The following is a 26,244-nucleotide window of genomic DNA, read 5'->3' as shown; positions in this document are numbered from 1 at the left end:
GCCGCGGCGGTGGGTGGGTCGCGTCGCGCTGCCCCCGCAGGGCCGCGGCCGGGGGGCGCGGCGGTGGCGCGGCGGCGCCGGGGCGGGGCCCGCACCGGCGCCGGACCGCGTACCCGGGTACGTCCTCAGTTCGTCGCGTCCGGCTTCACGAGGTCGGGCAGCTTCGCGTCGAAGAGTCCGCCGAGCTTCAGCGAGGGCAGGATGTGGCCCTGGTCGGCGGCGTCGTTGACGACGCTCGCGGCCCACGCGGACGCCGCGAGGCGCTGGTTGGGCGTGCCGTGGTGCCCGTAGCTGCGGAAGCCGCAGTCGCCGACCTGGTAGTAGGACTGCTCGGAGGCCAGCAACCGCTTGGTGTTGAGGGCCTCGCCGCGCGAGTGGGTGAGGAAGTACGTGCCGAACGCGTCCGCCATCATCTCGACGCGGCGGCTGGCCTCCGGCCCGGTCAGTGCGGTGTTGGAGATCAGGTTGTCCTCGAACTGCACGTGGTGGCCGAACTCATGGGCGAGGATGGTACGCGGAGCGGTGTCGCCCAGGCCGACGGCTGCCATGCCCTGCAGGATGCCGTCGCCCACGACGATGTGGTCGGAGAGGCCCCGCGGGTGCGAGCTGCCCTTCTCGGTGTAGGCGATCGCGTTGAAGGTGAAGTACGGGTTGGTGCCGCCCTTGAGGGCGGGCTCCGAGTTGATGAGCTCGATGAGCCACCGGGCCACGGGGAGCTTGCCCTCGACGCTGCCGATGGGAACCTGCATGTACAGGGCGCGGGCCAGCCGCTCCGGGGAGGAGAAGACGTCACCGCCGTGCATCGGCACGATCTGGATGTCGTCGGAGTCGATGTCCCAGAACTTCTTGAGGTCCTTCCCCTCGGACCTCAGCTGGTTGGTGTACTCGCCGTTGACGCCGAAGGTGGTGGACTTGGGGTCGTCGGCGGTCAGCATCGCGTCGTACATGGCGAGGGTCCCCACCCCGAGCATTCCCAGGACAAACCTGAAGACCGGGTCGGCGTCCTTGAGCGTGTCCCTCGCGTAGGCCGTCAGCGCCGTGTTGCTGCACTGGTAGTCGCCCGGGTTGATGACGCCGTCGAGGATGTTCGCCCACGGGGTGTCGTCCACGCCGAACTCGGCGGCGGTGGCGGCGGCCCGCTCCTGCCAGCCGGCCGGCATCGCGGCCAGGATCTTGTCGACGAGGTCCTTCTGGTGCGGGTTGAGCGAGGAGGTGTCGAGCCCGTAGGCGGAGGCCGCGGCGCCGGCGGTGGCCGTCGTGCCGTCCGCGGCCGCTGCCGGCAGGGAGGCGCCGAGGGCGCAGGTGGCCGCGGTGACAACGGTGACGGCCCAGGCGAGCGTCTTCTTCACGAGAACTCCTTCTGCATAACGGAGCCGACACGCCTGCTCGCCCTGTCGGGTGGAAGAGGCGGTCGGCCGTGCCGTCGGCAAGACTGCGTGGAGAACCACTTCCGGAGACAGTCGTCCGCACTGTCCGAATCCGGCATGACAGGAACTCGACATACTCCACACGTCAGCGGGAATCCGCTATGTGACCGTCTCTCACGTCGGAAAGCCGAGCAGGTCACCGCCCTCCTCATCGTGCGCCGCGCCCCCGGCTGAGCGCTGAATCCGCCGCCGGTCAGGGCGAGTTGTTCACAGCCCGGCGCTACCGCCCCGTCTTCACCGACAGCCCCTTCACCACGCTCCAGACCGAGCTCCAGCACCTGGCAGCACACGGTCGTCGAGCAGGTGATCGCGGACGGCAAGTCCGGCGCGCCGGCCCACCTGCCCTCCGGGAACTTCCAGGCCAACGCCGCCTGGCCGGCCCTGTGGGCGATCGCGTTCAACCTGCTTCGGGCCGCCGGCACGCTCGCCGGGACCTTCCACGCCAGGGCCACGACTGCCACCCTCCGTGCCCACCTGGTCAATATCCCGGCCCGGATTGCGCGCTCGGCATGGCGTCTGACGATACGTTTGCCGATGCAGTGGCACTGACGCGACGCCTTCACCACGTTCTTCGATGCCGCCCACGCACCGACGACCCGCTGACCGAACCCACCCACCCACCCCGCCCGCGAGGGCCGACCGGAGAGCCTGTGGAAGAGCTGGACAGACCAGCGGATGCCACACGCGCTCCCACCGGTCATCGCCGCCCGAACACCGACACGGTCACCTCAGAAGCGGAGCGGTGGATCCGGGCTGGGTCGGTTCGACCTCGACATCACCGGGCTGAGAAGCGTCATCGGCGCGTTCACCCCGCAGTTGGTCAACGCTGCCGGTGGTCAACGCTGCCGGCGAACGTGGCGTGGCCGACTTGATCACCCTCCTCGGCGGGCCGCTGCTCCCGTATCGTCGGTCGTATGACGCGTCCGCTGCTGCACCAGCGTTGGCCTGAACTGGCCGAGTCGCTGCCGCACCTCCCGCTGGGCGACGTGCCGACGCCGGTGCGGCCTCTGGCCGGGCTCGGCTGCCAGTCTCCGCTCTGGCTGAAGGACGAGAGCGGCTACGGGCACGGCGGATGGGGCGGCAACAAAGTCCGCAAGCTGGAATGGCTACTACCCGAAGCCCACCGGCGCGGTGCCCGGACGCTCCTCACCGTCGGCGGTCTCGGAACCAACTGGGGCCTGGCAGCGGCACTCTACGCCCCCGAACAGGGCCTCACCGTCGCCCTCGCCCTGATCGACCATCCGGTCGACGGTCACACCCGGGCCCAGCTCCGGCGCCTTCGTGCATCCGGCGCCACCTTGCACTTCCTACACACCAAGACCCGCCTGATCCTCGCCGCCCCCTGGCTCTTCGCACGCCATTCCTCGATGCGAGGCCCCACCCTCCCATACTTCCTCCCGGCCGGCGGATCCTCGCCGCTCGGCACGCTCGGGTACGTCGAAACCGCACTGGAGCTGGCCGCGCAGGTGTCGAACGGGCTGCTGCCCGAGCCCGGCTGGGTCGTGACCGCGGTCGGCTCGGGAGGCACCGCCGCCGGCCTGGCCCTGGGGCTGCGGTTGGCCGGCCTGCGCACCCGCGTCCTCGGGATCGTCGTCAACGACACCCTGCGCCTGGACAGCACAGTGCTCAACGCGCTGGCCCGCAAGTCCGAGGCGCTGCTCCGCAATCGGGGCGCCGCCCTGCCCCCACTCGGCCTCAGCTCGGACGACATCCGCCTCGACCGCGGCTGGCTCGGTCCCGGCTATGCCCACCCAACTGCCGAAGCCACCGCAGCACTCAACCGCGCCGCCTCCGACGCGGGGCTGGCACTCGAACACACCTACACCGCCAAGGCCCTCGCGGCGCTCCTCGACCTCGACGCCTCCGGGCGCTTCGGCGCCGAGCCGGTGCTCTTCCTCAACACCTTCGGCCCCAGATAGAAGGCATCAGACCGACCAACGCCCGCGAGTACGGGGCGCCGGCCGATCCGGCAAGCATCGGTGACGATGCCCCGGCAGGGAACGGATCGCCCAAGGAGTCATCCGAACCGGTTACGTCCCAGGATCACCGCGAGAAGTGGCGATCCAGGCTCTCACCGGCTGCATGTTCACGTGATCATCTCGCCGGTGAACGGCAACGGCAGGCAAGCGCCGGCCCCGCCGCCCCGCCGCCCCGCCGCCGACGCGGCCCCGCACATCAATCGGCACACACCGCGCGGGCCCTCCGACCCCCTCTTCGGATGGAAACCCGTGTCCGCGCCCACCCCGCCGATCACAGGTGATAGGACGTAGTCGAGCTGGAGGTGGTCCGTCATGACCCGCTACTGCGTCGACCCTGCTCGACACGAACTCATCGCCACCTGGGGAACCGGCCAAGGCGACCTTGCCTCACGGATCGCCACCGTCCCGGCCGGCACGGATCTCGCCGCGCTGTCCCGCCTGACTGCGGCCCTTACCCAACTGTCGGCGGCGGTCTGGCGCGCCTACACCCACCCGGCCGGCGCCGCCGACTCATTGGAGGTGAACAGCGAGGGCTGGCGTCGGGAAGAGGAACGCAAGGCGTTCGCCGGGGTCGCCGCAGCCGTGACCACGCCGAACCTTCCCCAGGGCGGCTCGGTGATCGTCGAGTACAGCCCGGTGCTGGAGAACGCGCACCGCGTCGGCCGCGCCCTCATCGCCCTGGACAACCCCGAGTTGACCGAGGCGATTCGCGCCGAGACCACGGTGGAGCTGGCCGCCGTCGAAGGCGCCGAGCTCGGCAACCTCACCGGACGGGCGCAGCAGGCCGTGCTGCTCAGCCGCGAAGGCGCCTCCCCCGTCCAGGTCGCCGCCGCCGACCAACTGCTCCAGGAGAACCCGTTCGGCCCGGCCGCGCTCTACTCCGACATCGACCCCACCGCAGCGGCCGTAGCAGCCGCCCACTGGCTCTACGCCGCAGCCGAAGCCGTCTCGGAGGCGTCCGGGTACGCGCCCACCGAGGTGATCCGGGAGGCGGACAACATCGAGGCACTCCCCCACGCGACACCCACGCTCGTCCTGGAACTCCTTGAGGCCGGTGTGTCCCCCTACGACGCGGTCACCGGGCTCGTGCGCCACGCCATGCGGATCGGGGACGGCGTGCTGCCCGACCCGGCCGCTCTCCGCGAGCAGTTGGAGGAGGCCGAGGAGGTGATCACCGAGTACGCCGACGACGATTCGGAGGAGGCGGACGACGTGCTCACCGGCATCCGCCTCACCCCGCTGGACCCACGACGCCCCGCCCGCGACCTCCTCGAAGACCTCCTCACCGGCATCAACGGCTGCTGGCTCCTCCACCAGGAATACGCCGAGGACGAGGATCGGGACGACGACGAGGAAGAATCGGACGACGAGACAGCCGAACGGCACCAGCACCACAGCCGCGCCCAATTCGCCGCACTCGTCCGCGCCATCGCCGCAGACAACCGCGACCGACTCGTCTGACACCGCATCCACCCGGCAGCCGACGGCGCTCACACCCGGACCAACCGACGCGCCAGCGTCGACTCCACCCCGTGACAAGCAGCTCCGAGCCCACCCGACGGCTCGGCACAACCGCGTCAGCAATCACAGAGCGCGACGGGCTGCGCGTCAGCCATCCAGCCCCTTCGGCAACTCAGCGCGACGACACTCAACCTGACGGCTATCGAGCGGTAGCCCGCCCAGCCAATCGACACCCGCCCCCCGATCGGCCCGATATTACTCAGAGCAATCACCATAGCTCGCAGCCGACCCCAGCCCGAACCACCGCCAGCGCCACGCCCAGACCACCTCACACCCCAGAGCAGTCAACCCATCGCCTGTAGTGACGCTGCGCGCAAGAATCGGACCGCTGGGCATGATCCACAAGGCTGCGAGCCGCTCAACGGAGCCGCAGGTGACTTGAGCACACGTCAAGGGATCAGCCCGGGTCAGAGCATCTCCAGGCCCCTTGGTGGTCGCATGGTGGTCCCGGGGACCGCTCCAGGGCGACTGGTGGGATACAGGCCGTTCCCCAGCTCGATGAAGTGATCGCCATGCGCTCCTCAGCCAAGCGCGGCCGCGTCTACCGCCACTGCGGCTGCCGCTCGCCGACCGCGGATTCGTATCCGGCTACCATCCAGCGCGAGTTGCGGTCGCCCGGCTCGTGGTCGATCCGGATCCGGCCGGTGAGGCAGTCGCTGACGGCGACGCTGGTGTCTCCGCCGTCACAGGAGTGCCGGGACCAGCCCTGGTGTTCGGCGAGGAAGGCCTCGAAGGCCGCGTTGGCGGTGTCCGAGTGGCCCGGCCCGGCGAGGTAGCCGGGGCGCGCCACGACGTGCTGCTCGCCCTGGGCGGTGCTGTGGCCGGGCTGGTCATCGGCCAAGGGCGGGCTCCGGGCATCGTCGGGCCACCGGGTGGGTGCGCAGGGACCCGCGGTGGAGCATCGGGATCCGGGAGGCCCGGCGGGTGTAGCGGCCGGGGTCGGTGACGGTGCGCAGGGTGACCATGGTGACGCTGGTCGGCACGGTGCGGCTGAACTCGGCCGTCCGCCAGGTTGCCTCGTGGCCGCGGGCGCCGGCGGTGAGCGTGTAGGCGAGGTCGCGGGCGTCGCCGTGGCCCTCGGCGGCGCGGTGGATCCGCAGGGTGGCGGTGCCGTCGGGCGCGTCGAGGGTGGGGGTGCAGCACCGGGTGCCGGCGCTCCAGCGGGCGCGGGCTGCCTCCGTGTGGAGGGCCTGGAAGGTGTCGGCGTGGCAGGTGTGGCTCCACAGGTGCTGTTCGCGTTCGGCGTGGGTGGGCTGGCCCGTGCCGTGGGCGAGGCGGCGGGCCGCGGCCATGACCACTTCGGCCGGTGTGGCCGCGTCGAACGTGGCGTGCCAGGCGAGGCCGCTCGGCCGGCCGCGGCCGGAGGCGACGGTCCACCGGGGGTGGGTGCTGTCCTCGGCCCGGTCGAGGATCACGATCCCGGTCGCGCTCTCGTGGCAGGCGACCAGGTTGTTGTCCTCCACGGTCAGCAGCCAGTCGTCTCGCCCCCTGGTGAAGGCGAAGAGCGTGTCGAGGTCCTCGCCGGGGCCGGCGAGGTAGCCCGGGAAGACCGCCATCGGCATGTCGTGGGCGTGGGATGGGTCGGTGTGCGTCATCGGGTGGTGGCTCCATCGGGTGGTGGGGCGGCCCCGGGGTGCTCCGGGGCCGCCGGGCCGGGTTCTGCCGAATCGGCCGGGCAGGCGGTCGAGGCCGTCAGGGGCCTCGGGTGGCTACGCCGGGTCCTGGTCGTCGGCAGCGGTGCGCTTGGCCTCGGCGAGGCGTTCCTCAACTGGTGCAGTGGGGTTTTTGAGCATGGGGAGTATTCCTTCGGCCAGGTTCTGTCCGGGCGGACCACGTGACGCATCACGTTGAGCCGCTGTTCGGGTCGTGGGGCGGGCGGTCTGACCGGCATCAGGCAGATAAAGCGGTGGTCGCCTGCCCGGCCTCCCTGCCACCATCTGGGTGTGACCACGTTGTTCCTGATGGTCGGCCTGCCAGGGGCCGGAAAGACCACGAGGGCTCGGCAGCTCGCCGATGAGCACGGCGCGCTGCGCCTGACACCCGACGACTGGATGATTCCCCTGTTCCGTGAGGCGGAGGCGAACGGGAAGCGCGACGTGTTGGAGGGGCGCATGCTCTGGCTCGCCTTGGAGGCGGTCAGGCTGGGCACCAACGTTGTGGTGGACTACGGCTGTTGGTCCCGTGACGAACGGTCTGCGATCCGGTGGCTGGCGCAGGCCGAGGGCGCGTCCTTCCGCATGCTCTACCTGCCGGTGGACGATGCGACCCAGCGCGCCCGGATCGCCCATCGCTGGGCGACTACCCCCGAGGAGACGTTCCCGATGACCGAGGCCGACATCCAGGATGGCCGGGCGCACTTCGAGGAGCCCGACGCGGCGGAGTTGGGAGGCGGCGAGGTCGCCGGCCCGCCCGCCGGCTGGGCGGGCTGGCGGGAGTGGGCCGCCTGCCGGTGGCCGTCGTTCGCGTGACTGTTCGGCCCGACATGGTTTGGGAAGGGCCCTTTGTGCATGTCCCGTGACGCTCCGAACCCAATGTGGTTCAGGGGATGACGCGACCGACGTCGTTGTCTCGCTGATGGATCTGTTCAATCTCACCCCAGGGTGGCGGACCACCCAAACGCCAGGGGACTTGCTTCGCGTCTGACGCGTGGATCGATCGCCTGGCGGCGGTGACGAACTCCCGTTGTGCAGCGTCGAGTTTCGTATGAATCTGACGAAGCATCGCCATGTCCTTTGGCTCCCCGAACGGGAAGGCACTGAACTCTCCTACGACTGAGGCGAGTTGCTCCGCAGCGATCCCCACATCGGTATCGGCTACCAGGCTGACCGACACCAAGGCGGCCTGCACAACCCGGAAGCCTCGCTCACGGCCGGTGAACGAGGCGAGGAGCAGTTGGCCGCCGCCTGCGGTGTCCTGGCCGAAGCGGCGGCGGCCTGGTCTTGTGGGGCGTGGGGGATCGCGACGTGGAATCCGCGCGCCGTCGCCACGCTCGATGCCCCGCTTCCGGTCGCGCCGGACGTCCTGATGGTCAGATCCGGGCTGCTCGTCGGCCCCGAGGTCCTGGCCACTGGTGAAGTCCTGGTCGGCCGTGGTGGTGCCGGAGGCGACAGCGATCACGCCGGCTCCAGAATCCTAAGCACGTCACCTGCACCCTTGCGGCTGTACCGCGACGAGTCATAGACCCACAAGCAGTCCGACTCGCCGTCGAGAAGCGCCTGTACCGCCTCGTCGAAATCCGGACGCTTGACCCCGGCCTTGTAAGCGGACAGGTTCTCGCGGAAGACGCGGCGGATCGTGTAACCGTGCCGCTTGCCCCAGGCCCGCCCCTGGCTCTCCTGCGACTTCAACGACAGGATGTCTCGCGTGGTGGTTCCCCGGACCACCTGGGACTTCCGAACGAGAAGATCCAGGTACCTCACTCTGCTCGCCATGGCCCCACACTCCGATTAGCGGAGCGCGTCCGCATCCAGAGGTGGACACCTGACTACGCGCTCTGGGGCGGCTACTGCGCCACCATCGCGCAGGCGCTGCGCAGCCGGTACGGCTTCTCCGACGAGGCCTGCGCGTTCTTCGACTTCTTCGCCCAGCCCGCGCCCGAGCTGGAGCAGCAGGCCGCCGACGCCCTGGGCCCGGATCGACTGGACGGGCCGACCCTGGCCGCCGCACACGAGTACGGGCTGCTGCTCCAGGCCTACGAGCACCTGGTCTGGGACATCCTGGGCGTCATCGGCGCCTGAGCCCGGATCGCCCCGGGCCCGCGGGGCCTCAGGCCTGCCAGTGCGGCTTCCCGCTGACCATCCGGCAGTAGATCACCCGGCCGCCGGCCTCGTGGGTGCTCCTGCCCAGGTCCGCGGTGCGGCAGAACTGCCCGGCCTCGTAGCAGTTGCCCGCGGCCGAGCGGATGTCGCACCCGGCGCCGGCCGCCGCCGGAGGCTCCGGGTCGGTCGGCGGCTGGGCGGTGGTCACCTTCGGCTGCGGCGCCTTGGTGGCGGGTGGCTGCGCGGGGGCGCTCGGCTGGGCCGGAGGCGCGACCGGCGGGGGCGTGGCCACCGGCGCCGCGGGGGCCGGCTGGGCCGGCGGGCTGCTGACCGGGGCCGGGGCGGCGGGCGCCGCCGGCGGGGTGGTCACCGCGGTCGTGGTGGTGGCGACGGTCGGTGTGGCCGAGGCCGTGGCACCGCCGTCGGCCGCCGACGGGTCGCACCCGGTCAGTGCCAGACCGACGGTGAGGACGAGTCCGGCGAATCCGGCCAGGCCGGCCCGACGGCGACCGGCTATCCGTGAAGGCATGGGAGGAGAACGCTCCGTTCCGTATGGATGAGTCGTGCGATTCAAGCAGGAACCGCACACGCACCGTCCACCGAACCCCCACTCGTTGGCAGATCGAGACCTTCCGGCCACCGGCCGAGCGCAACGGGCGAAACACGGCAGCCGAAGACAGCAGCCGGACAACCCGGCCGAACGCCGCGGCCGCCCGGCCGGCCCCGCCGATCGACCGTCAGCGCAGCCCCGCCGTCCGGCGCTCGAACACCTCGGGGCGGGCGGTCTCCAGCGCCGTGGAGACCGCGCCGAGGAGCACCGCCTCCTCCCCCAGCAGGCTCGGCGCGAGCGTCGGACGCATCGGGGCGAGCCGGTGCAGGGCCTGCTCCAGCGGTTCCAGGAGCAGGTCGGCGCTGCTGCCGATCCCGCCGCCCAGCACCACCAGGTCCGGGTCCAGGACGGCCGACAGCACGGCCACCGCGTAGGCGAGCCGCTCGGCCTCCCGCTCCACCGCCCGGACCGCCGCGGGCTCCCCGGCCCGGGCCCGCTCGAACACCTGCTTCGCCGTCAGCTGCCGCGCGCCGGACTCCCCGTCCAGCCCGAAGTCCCGGGCGGCACGCACCACGGCGTCCGCGGCGGCGTCCTGCTCGATGGTCGCGCCCGGCTCGCCGGACCGCCCGGGCAGCGGGACCAGGCCGATCTCGCCCAGCGCGCCGTGCGCGCCGAGCAGCAGCTCGCCGTCCTTCACCACGCCCAGCCCGAGGCCGGTGCCGACCAGGAGGTACGCGAACATCCGGCTGCCCCGGCCGGCACCCAGGGTGTACTCGCCGAGCGCCGCCAGGTTGGCGTCGTTGGCCACCGAGACGGCCGTTCCCAGGCCCTCCCCTATCCGGTCGAACAGTCCCGGCCTGCCCCAGCCGGGCAGGCTGCTGGCGTAGCGCACCCCGCGCCGCTGCTCGTCCCACACCCCCGGGGTGCCGATCACCGCGTGCACGATGTCCCCGGCGGCCAGGCCCGCCTCGGCGATCGCCTCGTGCGCGGCGGCGACCACGGCGTGCGCGACGGCGTTCGCCGAGCGGCCCCGGTTGGCGACGTCCCGGCGGGCGATCACCGTCCCGGCCAGGTCGGCCACCGCCACCCGCAGCCGGGCCCGGCCGATGTCCACGCCGAGCACGTGCCCGGCCGTCGGGTCGACCTCGTACAGCACGGCGGTGCGGCCCCGCTCGGGGGCCAGTCGCCCGGCCTCCCGGACCAGGCCCGCCCGCTCCAGCTCGGCCAGGGCGGCCGAGACCGTCGGCTTGGACAGCCCGGTGTCCCGGGCCAGCTGGGCGCGCGAGGAGCCGCCGCCCGTGCGCAGCAGCTCCAGCAGGAGCCACTCGTTGTTGCTGCGCAGCCGCTGCCGGTTCCACGGCACCCCGGGGGCCCCGGCCGCCGGGCGACTGGTCGGCTGGTGGGGGCTCATCGGGTTCCTCCGGTCTGGGTCTTCGGGCGCGGGCCGGGGCGGTACGGCCGGGTCGGTACCGCCGGGTGGGCCCGGCCCGGCCCGCGGCGTCCGGGGTCGGGCGCCGCCGCCCAAGTATGACCGGAGATCATCCGGCGTTCGCCTGCCGTATCCGTACGGCGGCGCGGATGTCCGCGCGGTCGGCCCCGCAGCCGTCCGAGCGTTCCGTTACAGCACCGTCTCCGGCCGGTCAACGTTTCACCCACCTGTGGGCGTGCCGCGCGCGGGCGCGTGATCATGGGCGTATGCACTTCCGGCACGGCAACCGAGCAGAGGGTCCGCGGCCCGCGACACCGGACACCCGGTCCCTGGCGGCGACCGCGGCGGCCCTCGCCGCCCGGCTCGGCGCGATCACCGGCGGTGACAGCGGCGGCGACGATCCGGAGCGGCTCCGCGAGGTCCTGGCCGCCGCCCCCGTCGGCGTCGCGCTGCTCGACGAGCGCCTGCGCTGGCAGTACCTGAACGCGGCGTTCACCACCGCCACCGGGCTGCGCCGCGCGGACCTGCTCGGCCGGGCCGCCGGGACCACCGCCTTCGCCGGGGCCCTCGGCATCCTGCGCCGGGTGCTCGCCGACGGCCTCGCCCGCGAGCACGCCACCGGAGGCCCGGACGGTGCGGGCGCCCCCGTGCCGCCCGGCCTGCGGGTGCGCTACCGGGCACTGCGACGCTCCGGGCGGACCACCGGAGTGGTCGTCGTCGTCCTGGACGACCCCGACCCCGCCCGCGACCAACTGCGCGAGCTGGAACGGGCCAGGGCCCGGCTCGCTCTGCTGGACGCCGCCACCGAACGGATCGGCACCACCCTCGACATCGCCACCACCGGCGCGGAGCTCGCCGCGTTCGCCGTGCCCCGGCTCGCCGAACTCGCCGTCGTGGACCTGCTGCCGCCCGAGGCCGAACCCGCCCGGGCCGGCCACGGCACGCCCCAGCGGCTGCGCCGCGCCGGCGCCCGGTCCGTGCCCGCGCTGGCCGCCGCCCTCGCCGAGCTGCCCCGGTCCGGAGAATCGATCCGCCACCGGGAGGGCTCGGCCGCCGCCCGCAGCCTGGCCGGCGGTGTCGCCGTGCTCACCGAGCCCGGCCCCGAGGACAGCTGTCCGGCGGGGACGGCCTCGCTGCTGGTCCTGCCGCTGGCCGCCCGGGGCCGCCTGATCGGGCTGCTCACCCTCGGCCGCACCGCCGCCGGCCCGGCCTTCACCCCCGACGAGGCCGCCCTGCTCGGCGACCTCGCCGCCCGCGCCGCCACCGCCCTCGACAACGCCCGGCGCTTCGCCCGCTCCCAGGACATCGCCCTCGAACTCCAGCGGGCGCTGCTGAGCGAACCCGGCAACCCGCACCAGAACCTCGTCCTCGCCTCCCGCTACCTGCCCTCCGGGAGCGCCTCGGTGGTCGGCGGCGACTGGTTCGAGACGGTCCGACTGCCGTTCGGGCGCACCCTGCTCGCCATGGGCGACGTCATGGGGCACGGCGTCGAGGCCGCCGTCGACATGAGCCACTACCGCTCGGCACTGCGCGACCTCGCCGGAATGGACCTGCCCCCGCACCGGATCCTGCGTCAGCTCGACAACATCATCTCCGCCGACGACTCCGCCCGCCCGGCCACCTGCCTACTGGCCCTCGCCGACCCGGGCCGCGGCCGCTGGACCCTCTCCAGCGCGGGCCACCTGCCGCCCGCCCTGATCACCCCCGGCCAGCCGACCGAGCTGCTGCGCGTCCCCACCGGCCCGCCGCTCGGCACCGGTCTCGGCGGCTACGAGCAGACCGCCCACCCGCTCCTGCCGGAGCAGGCCCTGCTGCTCTACACCGACGGCCTGGTCGAGCGCCGGGGCGAGGACATCGACGTCTCGCTGGAGCGGCTCGCGGCGCTGCGGCTGCCCGCCGCCGGAGACCTCGACGGCCTGCTCGACGCCGTCCTGCGCTCCCTCGCCCCGCCGCCGGCCCCGGCCGCCGAGGACGACATCGCGCTCCTGGTGGCCCGGCCCCGGCAGCGCTGACGGGCCGCGGGGCGGCCCCACCTCCACCGCGCTCCGGCCCCGGGCGGCGCCCCGGACGTCGAGCACGGGGCCCGGGCCGGGCCGCACTCACCCGCGCCGGCGGCCGCAGCGCTCGGGCTCACACCTTCGCCAGCGCCCGCGCGACGTCCGCCCAGATGTCCTCCGGGTGCTCGATGCCCACCGACAGCCGCACCGTCCCCGGCCCGATGCCCACCGCCGCCAGTTCCTCGTCCGACAGCTGCCGGTGGGAGGTGCTGGCCGGGTGGAGCACCAGGGTGTGCACGTCGCCCAGGGACGGTGCCAGCGAGGCGAGCCGGACGGACTCGGTGAACCTGCCGGCCGCCTTCCGGCCCCCGGCCAGGTCGAAGGCCAGGACGCCGCCGTGGCCGTCGGGCAGCAGCCGGCGGGCGAGGTCGTGGTCGGGGTGGGTGGGCAGGCCCGGGTAGTGGACGGCGGTGACCGCGGGGTGGGCGGCGAGCCGGCCGGCCAGGTCGAGCGCGGTCTCGCACTGGCGGCGGACCCGCAGGGCGAGGGTCTGCATGCCGCGCAGGGTCAGCCAGGCGGCGAACGGGTCGGCGGAGGCGCCGAGTTCGAGCGAGCGCCGCCAGACCCGCCGGTGCAGCTCCGGGTCGGCGAAGACGGCGACCCCGCCGAGCACGTCCGAGTGCCCGCCCAGGTACTTGGTCACGGAGTGGATCACGATGTCCGCGCCGTGCTCGATCGGGCGGCACAGCAGCGGGGTCGCGAAGGTGTTGTCCACCACGCTCACCACCCCGGCGTGCCGGGCGACGGCGATCAGCCCGGGCAGGTCGGTGACCCGGGTGGTGGGGTTGGAGACGGTCTCCAGGAGCAGCACCCGGGTGCGGGGCCGCAGCGCGGCCGCCACCCCGGCGGGGTCGTCGCCGCTCACGTGGTCGACCTCGACGCCCCAGCGCTCGGTGAGGTCGGTCAGCGCGCCGACGGTGCCGCCGTACAGGCTGCGCTGGGCGATCACGTGGTCGCCGGCGCGCAGCAGGGAGAGCAGCGCGGTGTTGATCGCACCCATGCCGGAGGCGGTGGCGAGGGCTCCGGTGCCGCCCTCCAGTCCGGCGACGGCCTGCTCCAGCGAGCGGACGGTGGGGTTGCCGAAGCGGTTGTAGAGGAAGGCGCCGTCCGGTCCGTCGTGGGCCCCGGCGAGTGCGTCGCCGGTGTCGAAGGCGAACAGGTGGCCCTGGTGCAGCGGGACGCCGAGCGGACGGCTGCCGGTGACCTCGGCGAGCGGCGGGTGGACGACCCGGCTCTCGGGGCGCAGCCCTTCGGGGCTCTCGTGGGTGTGGAAGTCGCTCATGGCGCCCATCCTCGGGCGGCCCCGGCACCCCGGCCAGGGCCAATCGGCGTCAAGTGGCCCGCCCCGGGCGGTCGTTCCGGCTCCACCGCCCGGCGGGCGGCGGCGAACGCCCGGGTCGCGGCCGTGCGCGCTGCACGGTGTACTCGGCCGGTAAGCGGCCGGTGCACGACCGGTGCACGACCGACGGTGGCGGTGCGCGGCTACTTGCGGCGGCTGAAGATCCGCTTGGCGGCGTAGACGATCCCGACGATCAGCAGGATGACGAGCAGGATCAGCAGGATGACCACGACCAGCAGGAACTTGCCCAGTTTGGCGAAGAAGCCCTTTTTCTTCTTCTTCTCCTCCTTGGCCGCGAGGTGCGCGACGTCGGCGGCGGAGGAGGTGGCGGAGGTGGCGGCGACCGCGGAGGCGGCGCGCGCCTCCGTGCCGATCTGCGCGCCGCCGTCCGCGGCGGCGGCACCCCCGGGGGCCCCCGGATGCGCGGCGGCGGCCGCGACGGTTCGGGGTGCGGCGACCGCCGCCGCGCCCGAGGCCGCGGCGGTGAGGCCGGCGGCGGCCAGCAGGGCCACCAGGGCGCCGGCTATCGAACGTGCTATCCGATCAGTCATCGTGCTCCTCGTACGGGTCCGGAGCAGCGCGGAACAGCCGCTCTGACCAATTTCTCATGGTCTGACCAGCTGGTTTTCCCATCCGCGCCTAGTATGCTCCACTGAAGTTCTACAGCGGTGTAAAAGTTTAGCGACGGGTCACGCCCGGATCGGCTCCGGCCCCGGGCCACGCGAACCCGCCGCTTTCGACGGGGGCTCGCGTGGCAACTGTGGAGGATGACGACGTGTCTGGCCGAAAGGGTTCCCCCGAAGCCGAGAATTCGCCGCACCGGGCGGGCGGACGCCGGGCCACCGGCCGGAGAACCGGCCAGAAGAACGACCGGAACCCGGACAGTGCGAGCATATCGGACGGCCGTTCAGCGGCCCGGGCGCGCAAGAAGCCCAAGCGCAGCACCAAGGAGAAGGTGCTCTGGGCGACCGCCGGCTGCACCGCGCTCGCCGTCCTCGGCGGCGCCGGCCTCTACTACCGGCTGAACAGCAACATCAACACCTTCGACGGCGACGCCCTCAGCAAGGACCGCCCGGAGGCCGCGACCCCGGACGCCCAGGGCCGCACCCCGGTCAACGTGCTGATGATCGGCTCGGACAGCCGCGGCAACGGCAACAGCGACCTGGGCGGCGGCGGGGACGGCGGCGCCCGCTCGGACACGGCGATCCTGCTGCACGTCTACGCCGACCACAAGCACGCCGTCGGCATCTCCATCCCCCGCGACTCCCTGGTCACCATTCCGTCGTGCAAGCTCCCCAACGGCAAGTGGACCAAGGAGCAGACCAATGTCATGTTCAACAGCGCCTTCTCGGTCGGCGACAGCGACCAGGGCAACCCGGCCTGCACCCAGAACGCCGTCGAGAAGCTGACCAACCTGCGCGTCGACCACACCATCGTGGTCGACTTCAACGGCTTCGCCGCGATGACCAAGGCGGTCGGCGGCGTCGAGGTCTGCCTGCCGAACGACATCCACGAGGGGGACCTCAACCCCAACCTCGGCCACAAGGGGAAGCTGCTCTTCCCCAAGGGCAAACAGAAGGTCGAGGGCCAGGCCGCGCTGGACTACGTCCGGGTCCGACACGGCATCGGCGACGGCTCCGACATCGGCCGCACCAAGCGCCAGCAGGCCTTCATGTCCTCCCTCATCAAGGAGGTCAAGTCCCGCGGCATGGACCCGACCACGCTGCTGCCGCTGGCCGACGCGGCCACCAGGTCACTGACCGTCGACCCCGGCCTCGGCTCGGCCGCCAAGCTGCTCTCCTTCGCCATGGAACTCAAGGACGTGAACCTGCACGACATCAAGTTCCTCACCGTGCCCTGGCGCTACGAGGGCCCCCGGGTCGCCCTGGTGCACCCCGACGTGGACCAGCTGTGGGCCGCGCTCAAGGCCGACCGCACCATCGACGGCCAGGACGCGAGCGCCCCGGCCGACGCCGCCACCCCCTCCGCCCCACCCGCCGCCGAGGCCGCGCCCGCGCCGACCCCGGCCCCGGACGCCAAGGCCGCCGAGGTGAAGGTCTCCGTGCTCAACAGCACCGGCGAGTCCGGGCTCGGCGGCCGGGCCGCGGAGACCGTCAAGGGCGCCGGCTACACCGTCGCCGGCGTCGGCAACGCGGTCGGCAAGCCGCGCAGCACCACCGTCGTCGAGTACGGCACCGGCGAGCGCACCGCCGCCGAGGCGGTCGCCAAGCTGTTCCCCGGCTCGACCGTGCAGCCCGGCGGCCGGGGCGTCAGCGTCGTCCTCGGCCACGACTTCGCCGCCGCCAACCCCGCCGGCCCCGCCACCGCGGCCCCCGGCGGCGCCCCCACCGCCCCGGCCCCGCTGCCCACCAGCGTCAGCGGCGCCGCCCGCTCGGCCGACGACGATCCCTGCGCCAACCTCTCGTACGGCTGAGCCGGTCCGTCCCGCGCACACGACGGCGGGGCGCCTCCGGCCCGTCGCTCCGGGGGCGCCCCGCCGCCCTGCGGACGAGGTGTCAGCGTCTCGTCCCGCAGGACGGACAGAACGCGGCGCCGTCCGGGACGTCCTTGTGGCAGCTCGGGCACTGGACGGGCTGCGCCAGTCGGAAGCCGCAGCCGGGGCAGAACGGCGTGCCGTGGGTCTCGGTGTGGCACTGCGGGCAGACCAGCTGACGCGGCGCGTTGACGTCGAACTCGGCCCCGGACTGCTGACCGGACTTGTACGCGCGCTCGGTGACCGTGTCGTTGAGGCCGCGGTGCTGCGCCGCCACCGCCTCGGCCGCGGTGTCCGGGGCACAGGTGTGGCACAGACCCTGGGCCGGGTCGAAGCAGCGGCCGCAGACGTAATGGGTGCACCGGGCGCACCGGTTGAAATGGGACTGGGCGTTGGTGATGGCCCGTTGGAAGGCCGCGTCCCGCGAGGTGCCCCAGGTCTGGCCGGCCAGACCGTCGGCGGCGTTGCTGATGGTGTTGGCGTTGCCGCCGATGAGGTTCCAGGCCGCGCTGACGCCCTTGCCTATCCAGCCCGCCATCTGACCGGTCCGGAACGGCTCGAACGCCGAACGCCAGGTGTCCGAGCAGCGGTAGCAGGAGAACTCGAACTGGAAGCCCGCGCCGGTGCCGTGCTGCTCGCACAGGTCGCGGTAGTTGCTGCTGAAGTAAATCTCCGAAGTCACGTCGTCCCCGGTCGCTAAGTGGCCTGTCGGCGGTCGATCCCAGGGACGACGGGGCCCGCCGAACGGTTCCACCGGAATGTCCGACCGGCCTGCTCAGAGCCCGGACACCGGCAGCAGCAGCACCCGCGCCGGGTCGAACGGCTGCCAGAGCGCGGGCTGTCCGCCGCGGCCGATGCGCAGCCGGCACCAGCGCTGCCCGGCCGCGTCCTGCCACCACGCGCTGATCCGGCCGAGCGCCCAGCCACCGTCCCCGAGGTCCACCTCGACCGGCTGGTAGACCCAGCGGACGTCCCGGGCCGCCGTTTCCGGTCCTGCCTGATCCGTTCCCGCCGGTTCCGGCCCCGCCGGACCTCCGGCGTCCCCGGGGCTGCACTGATTCTCCATCACGGCTCCGCCTCCCGACCCGGACCCGGCCGGCGGGCGCCCCGCTCGGGGCGGCCGGCGGCCGGGCGTTCAGCTCACCTCCTGAACTCTACAGGCGTGTAGATGTCGGTGGGAGGAGTTCCGTCGAAGCCGATCGAAGCCGGTCGACCGGGTTCCGGGAAGGCGAGCCGGCCTCAGCGGTCCTTCCGCGCCGAGCGCCGCCGCTGCCACAGGGCGAGCGGCACCATGCCGGCCAGTGCGGCGGCCTCCGGCGCCGGCGGCGTCTCGAACGGCGCGCCGGCCGTGCCCGCCGCCCCGGCCGGCACCTTGTCGAAGGTGTCCGGGACCGGCAGCGTGGACCAGTCGGACAACGGCCAGGCGACCACGAAGGCCCGGCCGACCACGTTGTCCACCGGCACGAAGCCGTCGCCGGTCTCGTTGTGGTGCCACCGGGAGTCCCGCGAGTTGTTGCGGTGGTCGCCCATCACCCACAGCTTGTCCTTGGGCACGGTGACGGTGCCGACCGGGTCGTTGTCGCAGGGCGTCGCACCCGGGAACAGGTACGGCTCGTCCAGCGCCACGCCGTTCACCCTCAGCGGCGAGCCCGCCTCGCACTCGACGGTGTCACCGCCGACCGCGATCACCCGCTTGATCAGGTCCTTCTCGTCCGCCGAGGGCATCAGGCCGACGGTGCTGAGCGCCTTCTGGACGGTCCCCATCACGGAGTCGCCCGAGACCGTCGGCGTGCCCTCCAGCCAGCCGCCCGGATCGCGGAACACCACCACCTCGCCGCGCTCGGGCTTGGCACCGAACCACGGGGTGAACTTGTCGACCAGCACCCGGTCGCCGATCGCGAGGGTCTGCTCCATCGAACCGGAGGGGATGGAGAAGGCCTGTACGAAGAAGGTCTTGATGCCGAGCGAGAGCAGCAGCGCGACCACCAGCAGGATCGGCAGCTCCTGCCAGAACGGGCGCTTCTTCCGGGGGCGCTCGGCCTCCTCGTCGGCCGCCCCGGGAGCACCCGCGCTCCCGGGTGCGCCGATCCCGCCGGGAGCACCGGCGCCCGCGTCCGCACCCTCCGCCACCGCGCTGCCCGTCCCCGGCTCCGGCCGGCCGTCCCCGGCCTCCGCACGCTCCCCGGCTCCGCCGCTCTCGCCGGACTCCGCGCTCTGCTGCACAGTCATTTCCTCGGCCCCTCCCGATGGCCTGGCGGGAGCCGGTAGGAAGACCCCCTGTCAGGAACGAACCTACCGAACAGAGGTTCCCGGGCGCGCCCTGACGTGGATGCGCTCCCCCTGCGGCCCGAACAGGCTGAGGAACTCCACCGGCTGCTGCCCCGCGTTGCCGAAGGCGTGCGGGGTGCGGGTGTCGAACTCGGCGGCCTCACCGGCCGTCAGCACCAGGTCGTGGGTGCCGAGGACCAGCCGCAGCCGTCCGGACAGCACGTACAGCCACTCGTACCCCTCGTGGACCTTCAGCTCCAGCTCGGGTCCGGCGTTCCGGCCCGGCGGCACGATGTGCTTGTACGCGTGCAGGCCGCCCAGGTGGCGGGTGAGCGGGACGATGGTCTGGCCGTTCCTGGTCACCGGGCGCGGGTGGATCCGCGGGTCGCCGGTGGCCGGAGCGCCGACCAGTTCGTCCAGCGGCACCCGGTACTCCCGGGCCAGCGGCAGCAGCAGCTCCAGCGTCGGCTTGCGCTGCCCGGACTCCAGCCGGGACAGCGTGCTGAGCGAGATGCCGGTGACGGCGGCCAGTTTGGCGAGCGTGGTGCCGCGCTCCCGCCGCAGCGCCCGCAGCCGCGGGCCCACCGTGGTGAGGACGTTCTCGAAGTCTTCGTCGGCCATGCCTGCTATTTGCCGGTACGGCAATGCCCCTTGTCAATCCGGCACACGGGTGAGGCCCCGCCGCCACCCCTGCGGGTCACACCCCGGGCGCTCGCCCGCGGCTCCGGCCTATCCTCCCGCCATGCGCATCCTCCTCACCCGGGACAGCGTCGCGGCCGGCGACGACGCCGACGCCCCGCACGCCGAGACCCTCACCCTCCCCGACCACCTGGACACCCCGGCGGCGCTCACCGCCCTCGGCCTCCCCCGGCCCCGGCTCCCGCTGATCGACGGCGGCCGCGCCACCTGGGTGGTCCGCGCCGCCGACGGCACCCCGCTGGCCGTCCTCGCACAGCAGTGGCCGCAGCCCCACCCGCTCCCGGCCGGCGCCGGCCCGCTCGACCGCCTGGCCGGAACGGACGGCACCGTCCGGCTGCACGTCGAGTACCGGCGCCAACTGGATCCGGAGGCCGAGTACGAGCGACTGCTGCCCGGCTGATGTCTAGGGTGTGCCGTGGGCCCAGAGGAAGAAGCCGTGCACGTGCACCCACCGCGCGATCGGGTCGAACCAGTCCGTGAAGGCGAACAGCAGCATGCTCACCGCCCCGCCCAGCAGCAACCCCATCACCACGGCCGCCGTCATCATCCCCGCGATCGCCCGCATCCGGACCCCCTCCCCGCTCCCGGGGAAGGGTCCCCCTCCGATCCCGCGTCGGCACCGAACGTCCTTGGAACGAGGCCGAGTTGTCACCGTCCGGTGAGGAAAGCGGAGTGCGGGGTCCACGCACAGAAGCGGCCCCGGGCCCCGGGGGCGCGGGGCCCGGGTCAGCGGGGCCCGGGTCAGCGGGGCCCGGGTCAGCGGGGCCCGGGGCTCCGGCCTACAGCCAGTCCCGCTTCTTGAACACCAGGTACAACCCGGTGCACACCAGCGCCATCAGCCCGATCGCGAACGGGTAGCCGAAGACCCACTTGAGCTCCGGCATCGTCTCGAAGTTCATCCCGTACACCGTGCCGATCAGTGTCGGCGCGAAGAGGATGGCCGCCCAGGAGGAGATCTTCTTGATCTCGTCGTTCTGCGCGTGCCCCGCCTCGGCGAGCTGCTTCATCTCCTCGTTCTGCCGCTGCGAGACCAGTGTCGCGTTGACGGTCAGGATGTTCTGGAGCATCTGCCGGAAGCCGTCCACCCGCTCGGCGGCGTAGGTGGCGTGGTCGGCGACGTCGCGCAGGTAGCGCTGGAGCTCGTCGTCGGTGCCGTACTTGCCGAAGCCCGCCTCCAGGCTCTTCATGATCTCCAGCAGCGGGCGGGTGGCCCGCTGGAACTCGATCACCTCGCGGGAGAGCTCGTAGATGCGGCGGGAGACCTGCGGGTCGCCGCCGAACACCTCGGTCTCGATCTCGTCGATGTCGTGCTGGAGGCCGGCGATCACCGGCGCGTAGCCGTCGACCACGGCGTCCAGCACCGCGTACAGCACCGCTTCCGGGCCGAGCGCCAGCAGCTCCGGGTCGGCCTCCAGCCGGCGCCGCACCGCCGACAGGTCCGGGGCCTGGGAGTGCCGGACGGTGAGCACGAAGTCGGGACCGACGAAGAGGTGGATCTCGCCGAAGTCGACCTCCTCCGCCTCGTCCAGGTAGCGGGCGGCGCGCAGCACCACGAACAGGGTGTCGCCGTAGCGCTCCAGCTTCGGCCGCTGATGGGCGACGATGGCGTCCTCGACGGCCAGCTCGTGCAGGCCGAACCGGTCGGCGGCCTCCAGCAGTTGCGCCTCGGCGGGGCGGAAGAGGCCGATCCAGGCCATCGTGCCGGGCCGGTCGGGCAGCGTGCGGTAGATGTCGGCGAGGTCGGTGGGCGCCTCCGTCCGGCGGCCGTCCCGGTAGACGGCCGCGTCCACCACGGAGCGTTCCAGCGTCACCGGCTCGACGGGCTGGTCGGGCCGGGGGTCCATCGAGTGCTCGGGCGCGGGCTGGGTGTCCGTGGGCCGGACGACGGAACGGGAGAACGGACGCTTGCTCGCGCGCACGGCGCGCACACGCCAGTCGGACATGGCGGAACCTCCACGGTGGATGCCCGGCCGCCGCAAGGGGACACGGCGGACCGGAGGCGCCCGGCCGGCCGCCACGCGCACGGCGCGACCGGCGGCGCCTCGCCGGGAGGACGAGGTCAGTGCCGCGCGGGAGCCGTACGGGAGGAGGTGTGCCGGGGGCCGCGAGTGGTGCGGGACAACCGGGGGCGGGGCCGACTTCGACCCGTACTACTGCACTCCACGGCCCTCACCTCCTCGCCTCCGCGCGCCTGCGCACCAGGAGGGGCGCCAGCACAATCCCGTCGAGTCTAGTACCCGCACGACCCGGGCCCCGACCGGGGTTACGGCCGAGGCCCCGGCCGGGGCTCCGGCCGGGGCCCGCCGTGGCCTGCGCCCCCGGACCGTGTCCGCCGCCCGCGCCTGCCACCCCCGCGCACGCCCCACGCACGCCCCACGGACCGTCCGGTGCCGCCGTGCGCCGTCAACGGCCCCACTGGGCAGGGCTGTTCGTCGGCAGCGAAGTGATCACGGGGAGGCGAGCACGCCACTACGCTACGTGTCATGACTTCTTCGGAGAGGGCCCCGGGGCGGGGTACGGCAGTGGTGATCGGCGGCGGGCTCGCGGGAATGGCGGCCGCGTGGGCGCTGCGCGGGTTCGCCGAGCGGATCGTGGTGGTGGAGCGGGACCGGTACCCGGCGGGGGCGGAGTTCCGGGCGGGGGTGCCGCAGGGCCGGCACGCGCACCTGGTGCTGGAGGCCGGGCACCGGCTGCTGGAGGAGATGATGCCCGGCATCAAACAGGAGCTGGCGGCCGCGGGCGCGCAGCGGGTGGCCGCCTCGGACGTCAAGTGGCTCTGCTCCGCCGGGTGGCTGGCCGAGTACCCCGCGCAGGTGGGCTTCCTCTCCTGCACCCGGTCGCTGCTGGACTCGTTCGTGCTGGACCGGGTCCGCGCCCATCCCGCGATCGAGTTCCTGGAGGGCACGGACGCGATCGGACTGCTCGGCACGGCGACCACGGTGACCGGGGTGAAGGTCCGCGAGCGCGGTCAGGAGCGCAGCGAAGTCCGGGAGATACCCGCCGAGTTGGTGGTGGACGCGACGGGCCGGTCGACCTCGGTGCCGAAGTGGCTCGCCGAGCTGGGCTGCCCGCCGGTGCCCGAGGAGCGGGTGGACGCGGGCGTCGCGTACGTCTCCCGGATGTTCCACCGCCCGGACGGGTCCGAGACCGTCGGCCGGGCGGCCTACCTCCAGACCAAGGCGCCGGACGCGCAGCGCATGGGCGTGCTGCTGCCGGTCGAGGGCGACCGCTGGATCGTCAGCCTCGCCGGGATGCGCGGCGCCGAGCCGGCGGCCGGCGAGGAGGGCTTCACCGAACACCTGCGTTTGCTGCGCGACCCGCTCCTGCACGAGATGCTGCGGGACGCCGAACCCGCGGGCGAGGTCCGCGGCTTCCACCCCGGCCCGGGCGTGCGCCGACACTACGAGCGCAGCTGCCCGGACGGGCTGGTGGTGGTCGGCGACGCCGCGAGCACCTTCAACCCGGTGTACGGGCAGGGCGTCACCGTCGCACTGTTCTGCGCCCGGGAGCTCCGCCGCACCGCGAAGCGCCACGGCGGCATCGGACACTCCACCGCCCGGGCCGCACGGCGCGCCGTCGCCGTGGCGTCCAAGATCCCCTGGGTGATCTCCTGCGCCGAGGACGCCCGTTTCCCCGCCACCACCGGCGCGCCCTCCGGCGCCCTGATCGGGCTCCAGCACAGCTTCTTCGACAAGGTGCTGGCGGCCAGCACCTCGGACACGGCGGTCACCGCGGTGTTCCACGAGGTGATGTCGCTGGTGGCGCCACCGTTGGCGCTGTTCCGGCCGTCGGTGCTCGCGGCGGTCCTGCGGGCCTGAAGCGGAGCCGGGGCGTTCCGGGCACCGGCGGGGCGCTCCGGGCACCGGCGGGGCGCTCCGGGCACCGGCGGGGCGCTCCGGGCACCGGCGGGATGCTCCCGGCGCTACTCGCCGAGGTGCGCGGCGACGTACGGCAGCGCCACCTGTTCCAGGCCGCGCCGGCCGAAGGCGGGGTGGACGTTGACCTCGAAGACCACGCCGCCGCTCTCGGCGGCGAGGTCCACCCCGGCGAGGTCGAGGCCCGTGGAGGCGGCTGCCGCGATGGCCGACTCCGCGAGTCCGTCCGGCAGTTCGGTGTAGTCGAGCAGCGTGGAGACGGCCCCCCGGCTCTCGTTGCAGGGCGCGTCCGGGTCCGCCTGGACGTGCTCGACGACCCGGACCACGCGCCCCCGCAGCACCACCACCCGGTACTGGTGGCGGCGCCCGTCCGGGAGGACGTTCCGGGCGTCGCGGGCGATCAACCAGTCCGCGCCCGCCCGGGCGTAGTGCCGCGCGGCGGCGTCGAGCTGCGCGCGGGTGGTGAGGTGGAAGACGTCGTCGCCGCCCATCCCGATGCAGGGCCTGGCCCAGACGTCGCCGCCGAGGGCCGCGAAGGCGTCGGCGGCGGCCTCCGGGCTCGGCCCGGAGAGCGCGATGCTGGGCATGTGCGGCACGCCGTCCCGGACGAAGCTCGCGACCGTGGCGTCCTTCTCGGTGGCCGCCCGCCACGCCTCGGCGTCGGTGCCGAGCGAGCGGGCGCCGAAGCCGCGCAGCCGCCGTTGGCAGCCCTCGAACGCGCGGCGCCGGTGCGGCGGGATCTCGTAGACGATCACCGTGTCGGCGGTCACCGCCCGGCCGCCCGCCTCCAGCCGGATTCCGCCCGCGTCGTCGGCCTCGATCAGACCGCTGCCGCCGGTCATGAAGTGCCGGGCGTCCAGCTGGACGGGCTCCCGGCCGGTCAGCGTCCGCGCGGCGGCGGCGAGCACCTGCCGGCTGCCTTCGGTCGAGCTGTGGTCGGTCAGGAGTACGAGATCGCGTCGGCCCATGCGGACATGCAAGCGATTGCGCCGCGACCATGACAAGGAGGCCCCGCGCGCCATCCGCCTCCGGCATGGCCGAAACCGCACCGCCCCGGACGGACGGAGTGGCACCCGGGGCCCCGCCGCGGCCGACCACGCCGCGCCGACCGGTTAATTCGGATGCGTCCGGTCCACCCCTCCCGCTACCGTGGCCCCATGTCAACGCCCCGAATTTCCTAGCCGACGGACCGCTTCCACGCCACCCGTCTGTTCGCTAGCCTTTTCGGAGCGTTATCCCGTGATCACCACCCGTGGTGTCGACGTGCGCGTCGCCGCCCGTCTCCTGCTGTCCGACGTCACCCTGCACATCGCCCCCGGCGACCGGATCGGCCTGGTCGGCCGCAACGGTGCCGGCAAGACCACGCTGCTCGCCACCCTGGCCGGGCAGCTGGCACCCGCCGCCGGCAGCGTCACCCGAACCGGAGCCGTCGGCTATCTCCCGCAGGACTCCCGCGCCGCCGACCCGTCGGTCACCGTCACCGACCGCATCCTGTCCGCCCGCGGCCTGGACACCGCCGTCCGCACGCTGCGCGCCGCCGAGGCGGCGATGGCCCGCGCCGGGTCGCCGGACGAGGAACGCCGGGCGATGGACGCGTACGTCCGGGCCGAGGCCGGGTTCCAGTCCCGCGGCGGCTACGCCGCCGAGGCCGAGGCGGCCCGGGTCGCGGCCGGGCTCGGCCTGCCCACCCACCTGATGGGCTCGCCCGTCGGCACGCTCTCCGGCGGCCAGCGCCGCCGGGTCGAGCTGGCCCGCATCCTGTTCGCCGACCACGGCACCCTGCTGCTGGACGAGCCGACCAACCACCTGGACGCCGACTCCGTCGCCTGGCTGCGCGGCTTCCTCGCCGCCCACCAGGGCGGGCTGGTACTGATCAGCCACGACCTGCGCCTGCTCGCGGAGACCGTCAACCGGGTCTTCCACCTGGACCCGCAGCGCGCCACGATCGACGTCCACAACACCGGCTGGGAGACCTATCTGACCCAGCGCGCCGCCGACGAGCGCCGTCGCACCCGGGAGCGGGCCAACGCCGAACGCAAGGCCGCCTCCCTGCACGCGCAGGCCGACCGGATGCGGGCCAACGTCGCCACCGCGACCACCGCCCGCAGCATGGCCCGCCGGGCCGACCGGATGCTCGCCGAACTCGAACCCGTCCGGCAGGCCGAGCGCACCGCCCGGATCCGGCTGCCCGAGCCCGCCCCGTGCGGCCGGACGCCGCTCGGGGCGATCGGCCTCGCCAAGTCCTACGGCGGCCGGCCGGTGCTGCCCGGACTGGACCTGGCCGTGGACCGCGGCAGCCGGCTGGTCGTGCTCGGCCTGAACGGGGCCGGAAAGACCACCCTGTTGCGCATCCTGGCCGGCCGGGAGACACCGGACTCCGGCCGCGTCGTCCCCGGCTCCGGTCTGCGACTCGGCTACTTCGCCCAGGAGCACGACACCCTCGACCCGGCACTCAGCGTGCGCGACAACCTCGCCGCGGCCGCACCCGGCCTCACCGACGGCGAACTGCGGCACGTGCTCGGCGCGTTCCTCTTCCGGGGAGACGACGCCGACAAGCCGGCCAGGGTGCTGTCCGGCGGTGAGAAGACCCGGCTCGCCCTGGCCGGCCTGGTGCACTCCGGCGCCAACGTCCTGCTGCTGGACGAGCCAACCAACAACCTCGACCCGGCCTCCCGCACGGAGGTCCTGACGGCGGTGGGCAGCTACCCGGGCGCGATCGTGATGGTCACCCACGACCCCGGCGCCATCGAGGCCCTCCGGCCCGACCGCGTGCTGCTCCTGCCGGACGGCGACGAGGACCTCTGGCACGACGCGTACCTGGACCTGGTCGCACCGTGCTGAGCTCCGG

General features: G+C 73.4%; 26 protein-coding genes. 10 read left to right on the top strand and 16 right to left on the bottom strand.

All coding sequences use genetic code 11. The features are described 5' to 3' along the window. Positions 1-125: 125 nt before the first annotated feature. The gene (locus ACWGKU_RS30305) at positions 126-1,349 is read right to left on the bottom strand and encodes a hypothetical protein (RefSeq protein ID WP_452180480.1); all 1,224 of its coding nucleotides are present in this window, start codon (positions 1,347-1,349) and stop codon (positions 126-128) included. Between the two features lie 381 nt (positions 1,350-1,730). Here ACWGKU_RS30305 and ACWGKU_RS30300 point away from each other — a divergent pair, with 381 nt between their 5' ends. The 3 genes from ACWGKU_RS30300 to ACWGKU_RS30290 all read left to right on the top strand — a co-directional run bounded on the left by ACWGKU_RS30300 (position 1,731) and on the right by ACWGKU_RS30290 (position 4,867). Beyond that, positions 1,731-1,976 carry a hypothetical protein gene (locus tag ACWGKU_RS30300; RefSeq protein ID WP_452180479.1) on the top strand — a complete coding sequence of 82 codons (246 nt, stop codon included), beginning with the start codon at positions 1,731-1,733 and terminating at the stop codon, positions 1,974-1,976. Between the two features lie 365 nt (positions 1,977-2,341). Then, positions 2,342-3,346 (top strand): 1-aminocyclopropane-1-carboxylate deaminase/D-cysteine desulfhydrase, encoded by a 1,005-nt coding sequence (locus tag ACWGKU_RS30295; RefSeq protein ID WP_452180478.1) that lies wholly within the window; start codon positions 2,342-2,344, stop codon positions 3,344-3,346. Between the two features lie 372 nt (positions 3,347-3,718). Then, complete coding sequence (locus ACWGKU_RS30290; protein WP_452180477.1) at positions 3,719-4,867, top strand: hypothetical protein; 1,149 nt, start codon at positions 3,719-3,721, stop codon at positions 4,865-4,867. Between the two features lie 601 nt (positions 4,868-5,468). On the opposite strand, the gene ACWGKU_RS30285 is transcribed toward ACWGKU_RS30290, so the two are convergent. Further along, on the bottom strand, positions 5,469-5,768 hold the full coding sequence (locus ACWGKU_RS30285; RefSeq protein ID WP_452180476.1) for a hypothetical protein: 300 nt from the start codon (positions 5,766-5,768) through the stop codon (positions 5,469-5,471). Then, on the bottom strand, positions 5,758-6,522 hold the full coding sequence (locus ACWGKU_RS30280) for a DUF317 domain-containing protein (protein ID WP_452180475.1): 765 nt from the start codon (positions 6,520-6,522) through the stop codon (positions 5,758-5,760). Before ACWGKU_RS30280 ends, ACWGKU_RS30285 begins: the two co-directional genes overlap by 11 nt. Before the next feature lie 348 nt (positions 6,523-6,870). Between ACWGKU_RS30280 and ACWGKU_RS30275 the strand changes: the two genes are divergently transcribed. Then, entirely contained in the window at positions 6,871-7,395 is a 525-nt protein-coding gene (locus tag ACWGKU_RS30275; protein ID WP_452180474.1) for an AAA family ATPase, read from the top strand. A 70-nt stretch (positions 7,396-7,465) separates the two neighbouring features. Here ACWGKU_RS30275 and ACWGKU_RS30270 read toward each other — a convergent pair whose 3' ends face one another. Beyond that, positions 7,466-8,044, bottom strand: coding sequence for a hypothetical protein (locus ACWGKU_RS30270; RefSeq protein ID WP_452180473.1), 579 nt, complete (start codon positions 8,042-8,044; stop codon positions 7,466-7,468). Further along, positions 8,041-8,310 carry a recombinase family protein gene (locus ACWGKU_RS30265; protein WP_452180484.1) on the bottom strand — a complete coding sequence of 90 codons (270 nt, stop codon included), beginning with the start codon at positions 8,308-8,310 and terminating at the stop codon, positions 8,041-8,043. Before ACWGKU_RS30265 ends, ACWGKU_RS30270 begins: the two co-directional genes overlap by 4 nt. Between ACWGKU_RS30265 and ACWGKU_RS30260 the strand changes: the two genes are divergently transcribed. After that, complete coding sequence (locus ACWGKU_RS30260; protein ID WP_452180485.1) at positions 8,230-8,664, top strand: hypothetical protein; 435 nt, start codon at positions 8,230-8,232, stop codon at positions 8,662-8,664. The two genes, ACWGKU_RS30265 and ACWGKU_RS30260, sit on opposite strands and share 81 nt — an antisense overlap. A 28-nt stretch (positions 8,665-8,692) precedes the next feature. Here the strand turns inward: ACWGKU_RS30260 and ACWGKU_RS30255 are convergent, their stop codons facing one another. Next, positions 8,693-9,214: a hypothetical protein gene (locus ACWGKU_RS30255; RefSeq protein WP_452180472.1), complete on the bottom strand. Its 522-nt coding sequence runs from the start codon at positions 9,212-9,214 to the stop codon at positions 8,693-8,695. Between the two features lie 208 nt (positions 9,215-9,422). After that, on the bottom strand, positions 9,423-10,646 hold the full coding sequence (locus ACWGKU_RS30250) for an ROK family protein (RefSeq protein ID WP_452180471.1): 1,224 nt from the start codon (positions 10,644-10,646) through the stop codon (positions 9,423-9,425). 284 nt (positions 10,647-10,930) lie between these two features. Here ACWGKU_RS30250 and ACWGKU_RS30245 point away from each other — a divergent pair, with 284 nt between their 5' ends. After that, on the top strand, positions 10,931-12,676 hold the full coding sequence (locus tag ACWGKU_RS30245) for a SpoIIE family protein phosphatase (protein WP_452180470.1): 1,746 nt from the start codon (positions 10,931-10,933) through the stop codon (positions 12,674-12,676). Between the two features lie 118 nt (positions 12,677-12,794). Here the strand turns inward: ACWGKU_RS30245 and ACWGKU_RS30240 are convergent, their stop codons facing one another. Together ACWGKU_RS30240 and ACWGKU_RS30235 are read right to left on the bottom strand one after the other, a co-directional pair. Continuing rightward, positions 12,795-14,003 (bottom strand): trans-sulfuration enzyme family protein, encoded by a 1,209-nt coding sequence (locus ACWGKU_RS30240; protein ID WP_452180469.1) that lies wholly within the window; start codon positions 14,001-14,003, stop codon positions 12,795-12,797. A gap of 200 nt (positions 14,004-14,203) precedes the next feature. Next, positions 14,204-14,611, bottom strand: coding sequence for a hypothetical protein (locus ACWGKU_RS30235; protein WP_452191643.1), 408 nt, complete (start codon positions 14,609-14,611; stop codon positions 14,204-14,206). A gap of 224 nt (positions 14,612-14,835) precedes the next feature. On the opposite strand from ACWGKU_RS30235, the gene ACWGKU_RS30230 reads away from it, so the two are divergent. Continuing rightward, a complete protein-coding gene (locus tag ACWGKU_RS30230; protein WP_452180786.1) occupies positions 14,836-16,494 on the top strand; it encodes an LCP family protein in 1,659 nt (552 codons plus the stop codon). Between the two features lie 82 nt (positions 16,495-16,576). Here ACWGKU_RS30230 and ACWGKU_RS30225 read toward each other — a convergent pair whose 3' ends face one another. From ACWGKU_RS30225 to ACWGKU_RS30210, 4 genes are all read right to left on the bottom strand, one after another. Then, positions 16,577-17,236 carry a double zinc ribbon domain-containing protein gene (locus tag ACWGKU_RS30225; protein WP_401052789.1) on the bottom strand — a complete coding sequence of 220 codons (660 nt, stop codon included), beginning with the start codon at positions 17,234-17,236 and terminating at the stop codon, positions 16,577-16,579. A gap of 93 nt (positions 17,237-17,329) precedes the next feature. After that, positions 17,330-17,623, bottom strand: a complete 294-nt coding sequence (locus ACWGKU_RS30220; protein WP_359900733.1) for a hypothetical protein — start codon at positions 17,621-17,623, stop codon at positions 17,330-17,332. A 170-nt stretch (positions 17,624-17,793) separates the two neighbouring features. Beyond that, entirely contained in the window at positions 17,794-18,783 is a 990-nt protein-coding gene (gene lepB, locus ACWGKU_RS30215; RefSeq protein WP_452180787.1) for a signal peptidase I, read from the bottom strand. A gap of 63 nt (positions 18,784-18,846) precedes the next feature. Continuing rightward, on the bottom strand, positions 18,847-19,443 hold the full coding sequence (locus ACWGKU_RS30210; RefSeq protein ID WP_359900727.1) for a helix-turn-helix domain-containing protein: 597 nt from the start codon (positions 19,441-19,443) through the stop codon (positions 18,847-18,849). A 121-nt stretch (positions 19,444-19,564) separates the two neighbouring features. Here ACWGKU_RS30210 and ACWGKU_RS30205 point away from each other — a divergent pair, with 121 nt between their 5' ends. After that, a complete protein-coding gene (locus tag ACWGKU_RS30205; protein WP_452180788.1) occupies positions 19,565-19,921 on the top strand; it encodes a hypothetical protein in 357 nt (118 codons plus the stop codon). Positions 19,922-19,924: 3 nt separating this feature from the next. Here the strand turns inward: ACWGKU_RS30205 and ACWGKU_RS30200 are convergent, their stop codons facing one another. Both ACWGKU_RS30200 and ACWGKU_RS30195 read right to left on the bottom strand, forming a co-directional pair. Continuing rightward, positions 19,925-20,086 carry a hypothetical protein gene (locus ACWGKU_RS30200; protein WP_452180789.1) on the bottom strand — a complete coding sequence of 54 codons (162 nt, stop codon included), beginning with the start codon at positions 20,084-20,086 and terminating at the stop codon, positions 19,925-19,927. A gap of 214 nt (positions 20,087-20,300) precedes the next feature. Then, positions 20,301-21,464 (bottom strand): magnesium and cobalt transport protein CorA, encoded by a 1,164-nt coding sequence (locus tag ACWGKU_RS30195; RefSeq protein WP_401056163.1) that lies wholly within the window; start codon positions 21,462-21,464, stop codon positions 20,301-20,303. Positions 21,465-22,004: 540 nt separating this feature from the next. On the opposite strand from ACWGKU_RS30195, the gene ACWGKU_RS30190 reads away from it, so the two are divergent. Further along, positions 22,005-23,339, top strand: a complete 1,335-nt coding sequence (locus ACWGKU_RS30190) for an NAD(P)/FAD-dependent oxidoreductase (protein ID WP_452180790.1) — start codon at positions 22,005-22,007, stop codon at positions 23,337-23,339. 104 nt (positions 23,340-23,443) lie between these two features. On the opposite strand, the gene ACWGKU_RS30185 is transcribed toward ACWGKU_RS30190, so the two are convergent. Beyond that, a complete protein-coding gene (locus ACWGKU_RS30185) occupies positions 23,444-24,364 on the bottom strand; it encodes an ATP-grasp domain-containing protein (protein ID WP_452180791.1) in 921 nt (306 codons plus the stop codon). A 271-nt stretch (positions 24,365-24,635) separates the two neighbouring features. Here ACWGKU_RS30185 and ACWGKU_RS30180 point away from each other — a divergent pair, with 271 nt between their 5' ends. Continuing rightward, positions 24,636-26,237: an ABC-F family ATP-binding cassette domain-containing protein gene (locus ACWGKU_RS30180; protein WP_452180792.1), complete on the top strand. Its 1,602-nt coding sequence runs from the start codon at positions 24,636-24,638 to the stop codon at positions 26,235-26,237. The last annotated feature ends 7 nt before the right edge of the window (positions 26,238-26,244 follow it).

This window comes from Kitasatospora sp. NPDC054768 (genome assembly GCF_053612025.1).
Note: the sequence above shows the minus strand (reverse complement) of the source record. Positions and strands in the feature narration are given on the sequence as shown.

Bases quoted from the DNA above. Each gene is read 5' to 3' on its own strand.
- ACWGKU_RS30290 (WP_452180477.1), top strand. From the start codon at position 3,719: ATGACCCGCTACTGCGTCGACCCTGCTCGACACGAACTCATCGCCACC.
- ACWGKU_RS30245 (WP_452180470.1), top strand. From the start codon at position 10,931: ATGCACTTCCGGCACGGCAACCGAGCAGAGGGTCCGCGGCCCGCGACA.
- lepB (WP_452180787.1), bottom strand. From the start codon at position 18,783: ATGACTGTGCAGCAGAGCGCGGAGTCCGGCGAGAGCGGCGGAGCCGGG.
- ACWGKU_RS30200 (WP_452180789.1), bottom strand. From the start codon at position 20,086: ATGCGGGCGATCGCGGGGATGATGACGGCGGCCGTGGTGATGGGGTTG.
- ACWGKU_RS30295 (WP_452180478.1), top strand. From the start codon at position 2,342: ATGACGCGTCCGCTGCTGCACCAGCGTTGGCCTGAACTGGCCGAGTCG.
- ACWGKU_RS30280 (WP_452180475.1), bottom strand. From the start codon at position 6,522: ATGACGCACACCGACCCATCCCACGCCCACGACATGCCGATGGCGGTC.
- ACWGKU_RS30205 (WP_452180788.1), top strand. From the start codon at position 19,565: ATGCGCATCCTCCTCACCCGGGACAGCGTCGCGGCCGGCGACGACGCC.
- ACWGKU_RS30240 (WP_452180469.1), bottom strand. From the start codon at position 14,003: ATGAGCGACTTCCACACCCACGAGAGCCCCGAAGGGCTGCGCCCCGAG.
- ACWGKU_RS30210 (WP_359900727.1), bottom strand. From the start codon at position 19,443: ATGGCCGACGAAGACTTCGAGAACGTCCTCACCACGGTGGGCCCGCGG.
- ACWGKU_RS30250 (WP_452180471.1), bottom strand. From the start codon at position 10,646: ATGAGCCCCCACCAGCCGACCAGTCGCCCGGCGGCCGGGGCCCCCGGG.
- ACWGKU_RS30190 (WP_452180790.1), top strand. From the start codon at position 22,005: ATGACTTCTTCGGAGAGGGCCCCGGGGCGGGGTACGGCAGTGGTGATC.
- ACWGKU_RS30185 (WP_452180791.1), bottom strand. From the start codon at position 24,364: ATGGGCCGACGCGATCTCGTACTCCTGACCGACCACAGCTCGACCGAA.
- ACWGKU_RS30195 (WP_401056163.1), bottom strand. From the start codon at position 21,464: ATGTCCGACTGGCGTGTGCGCGCCGTGCGCGCGAGCAAGCGTCCGTTC.
- ACWGKU_RS30255 (WP_452180472.1), bottom strand. From the start codon at position 9,214: ATGCCTTCACGGATAGCCGGTCGCCGTCGGGCCGGCCTGGCCGGATTC.
- ACWGKU_RS30235 (WP_452191643.1), bottom strand. From the start codon at position 14,611: ATGACTGATCGGATAGCACGTTCGATAGCCGGCGCCCTGGTGGCCCTG.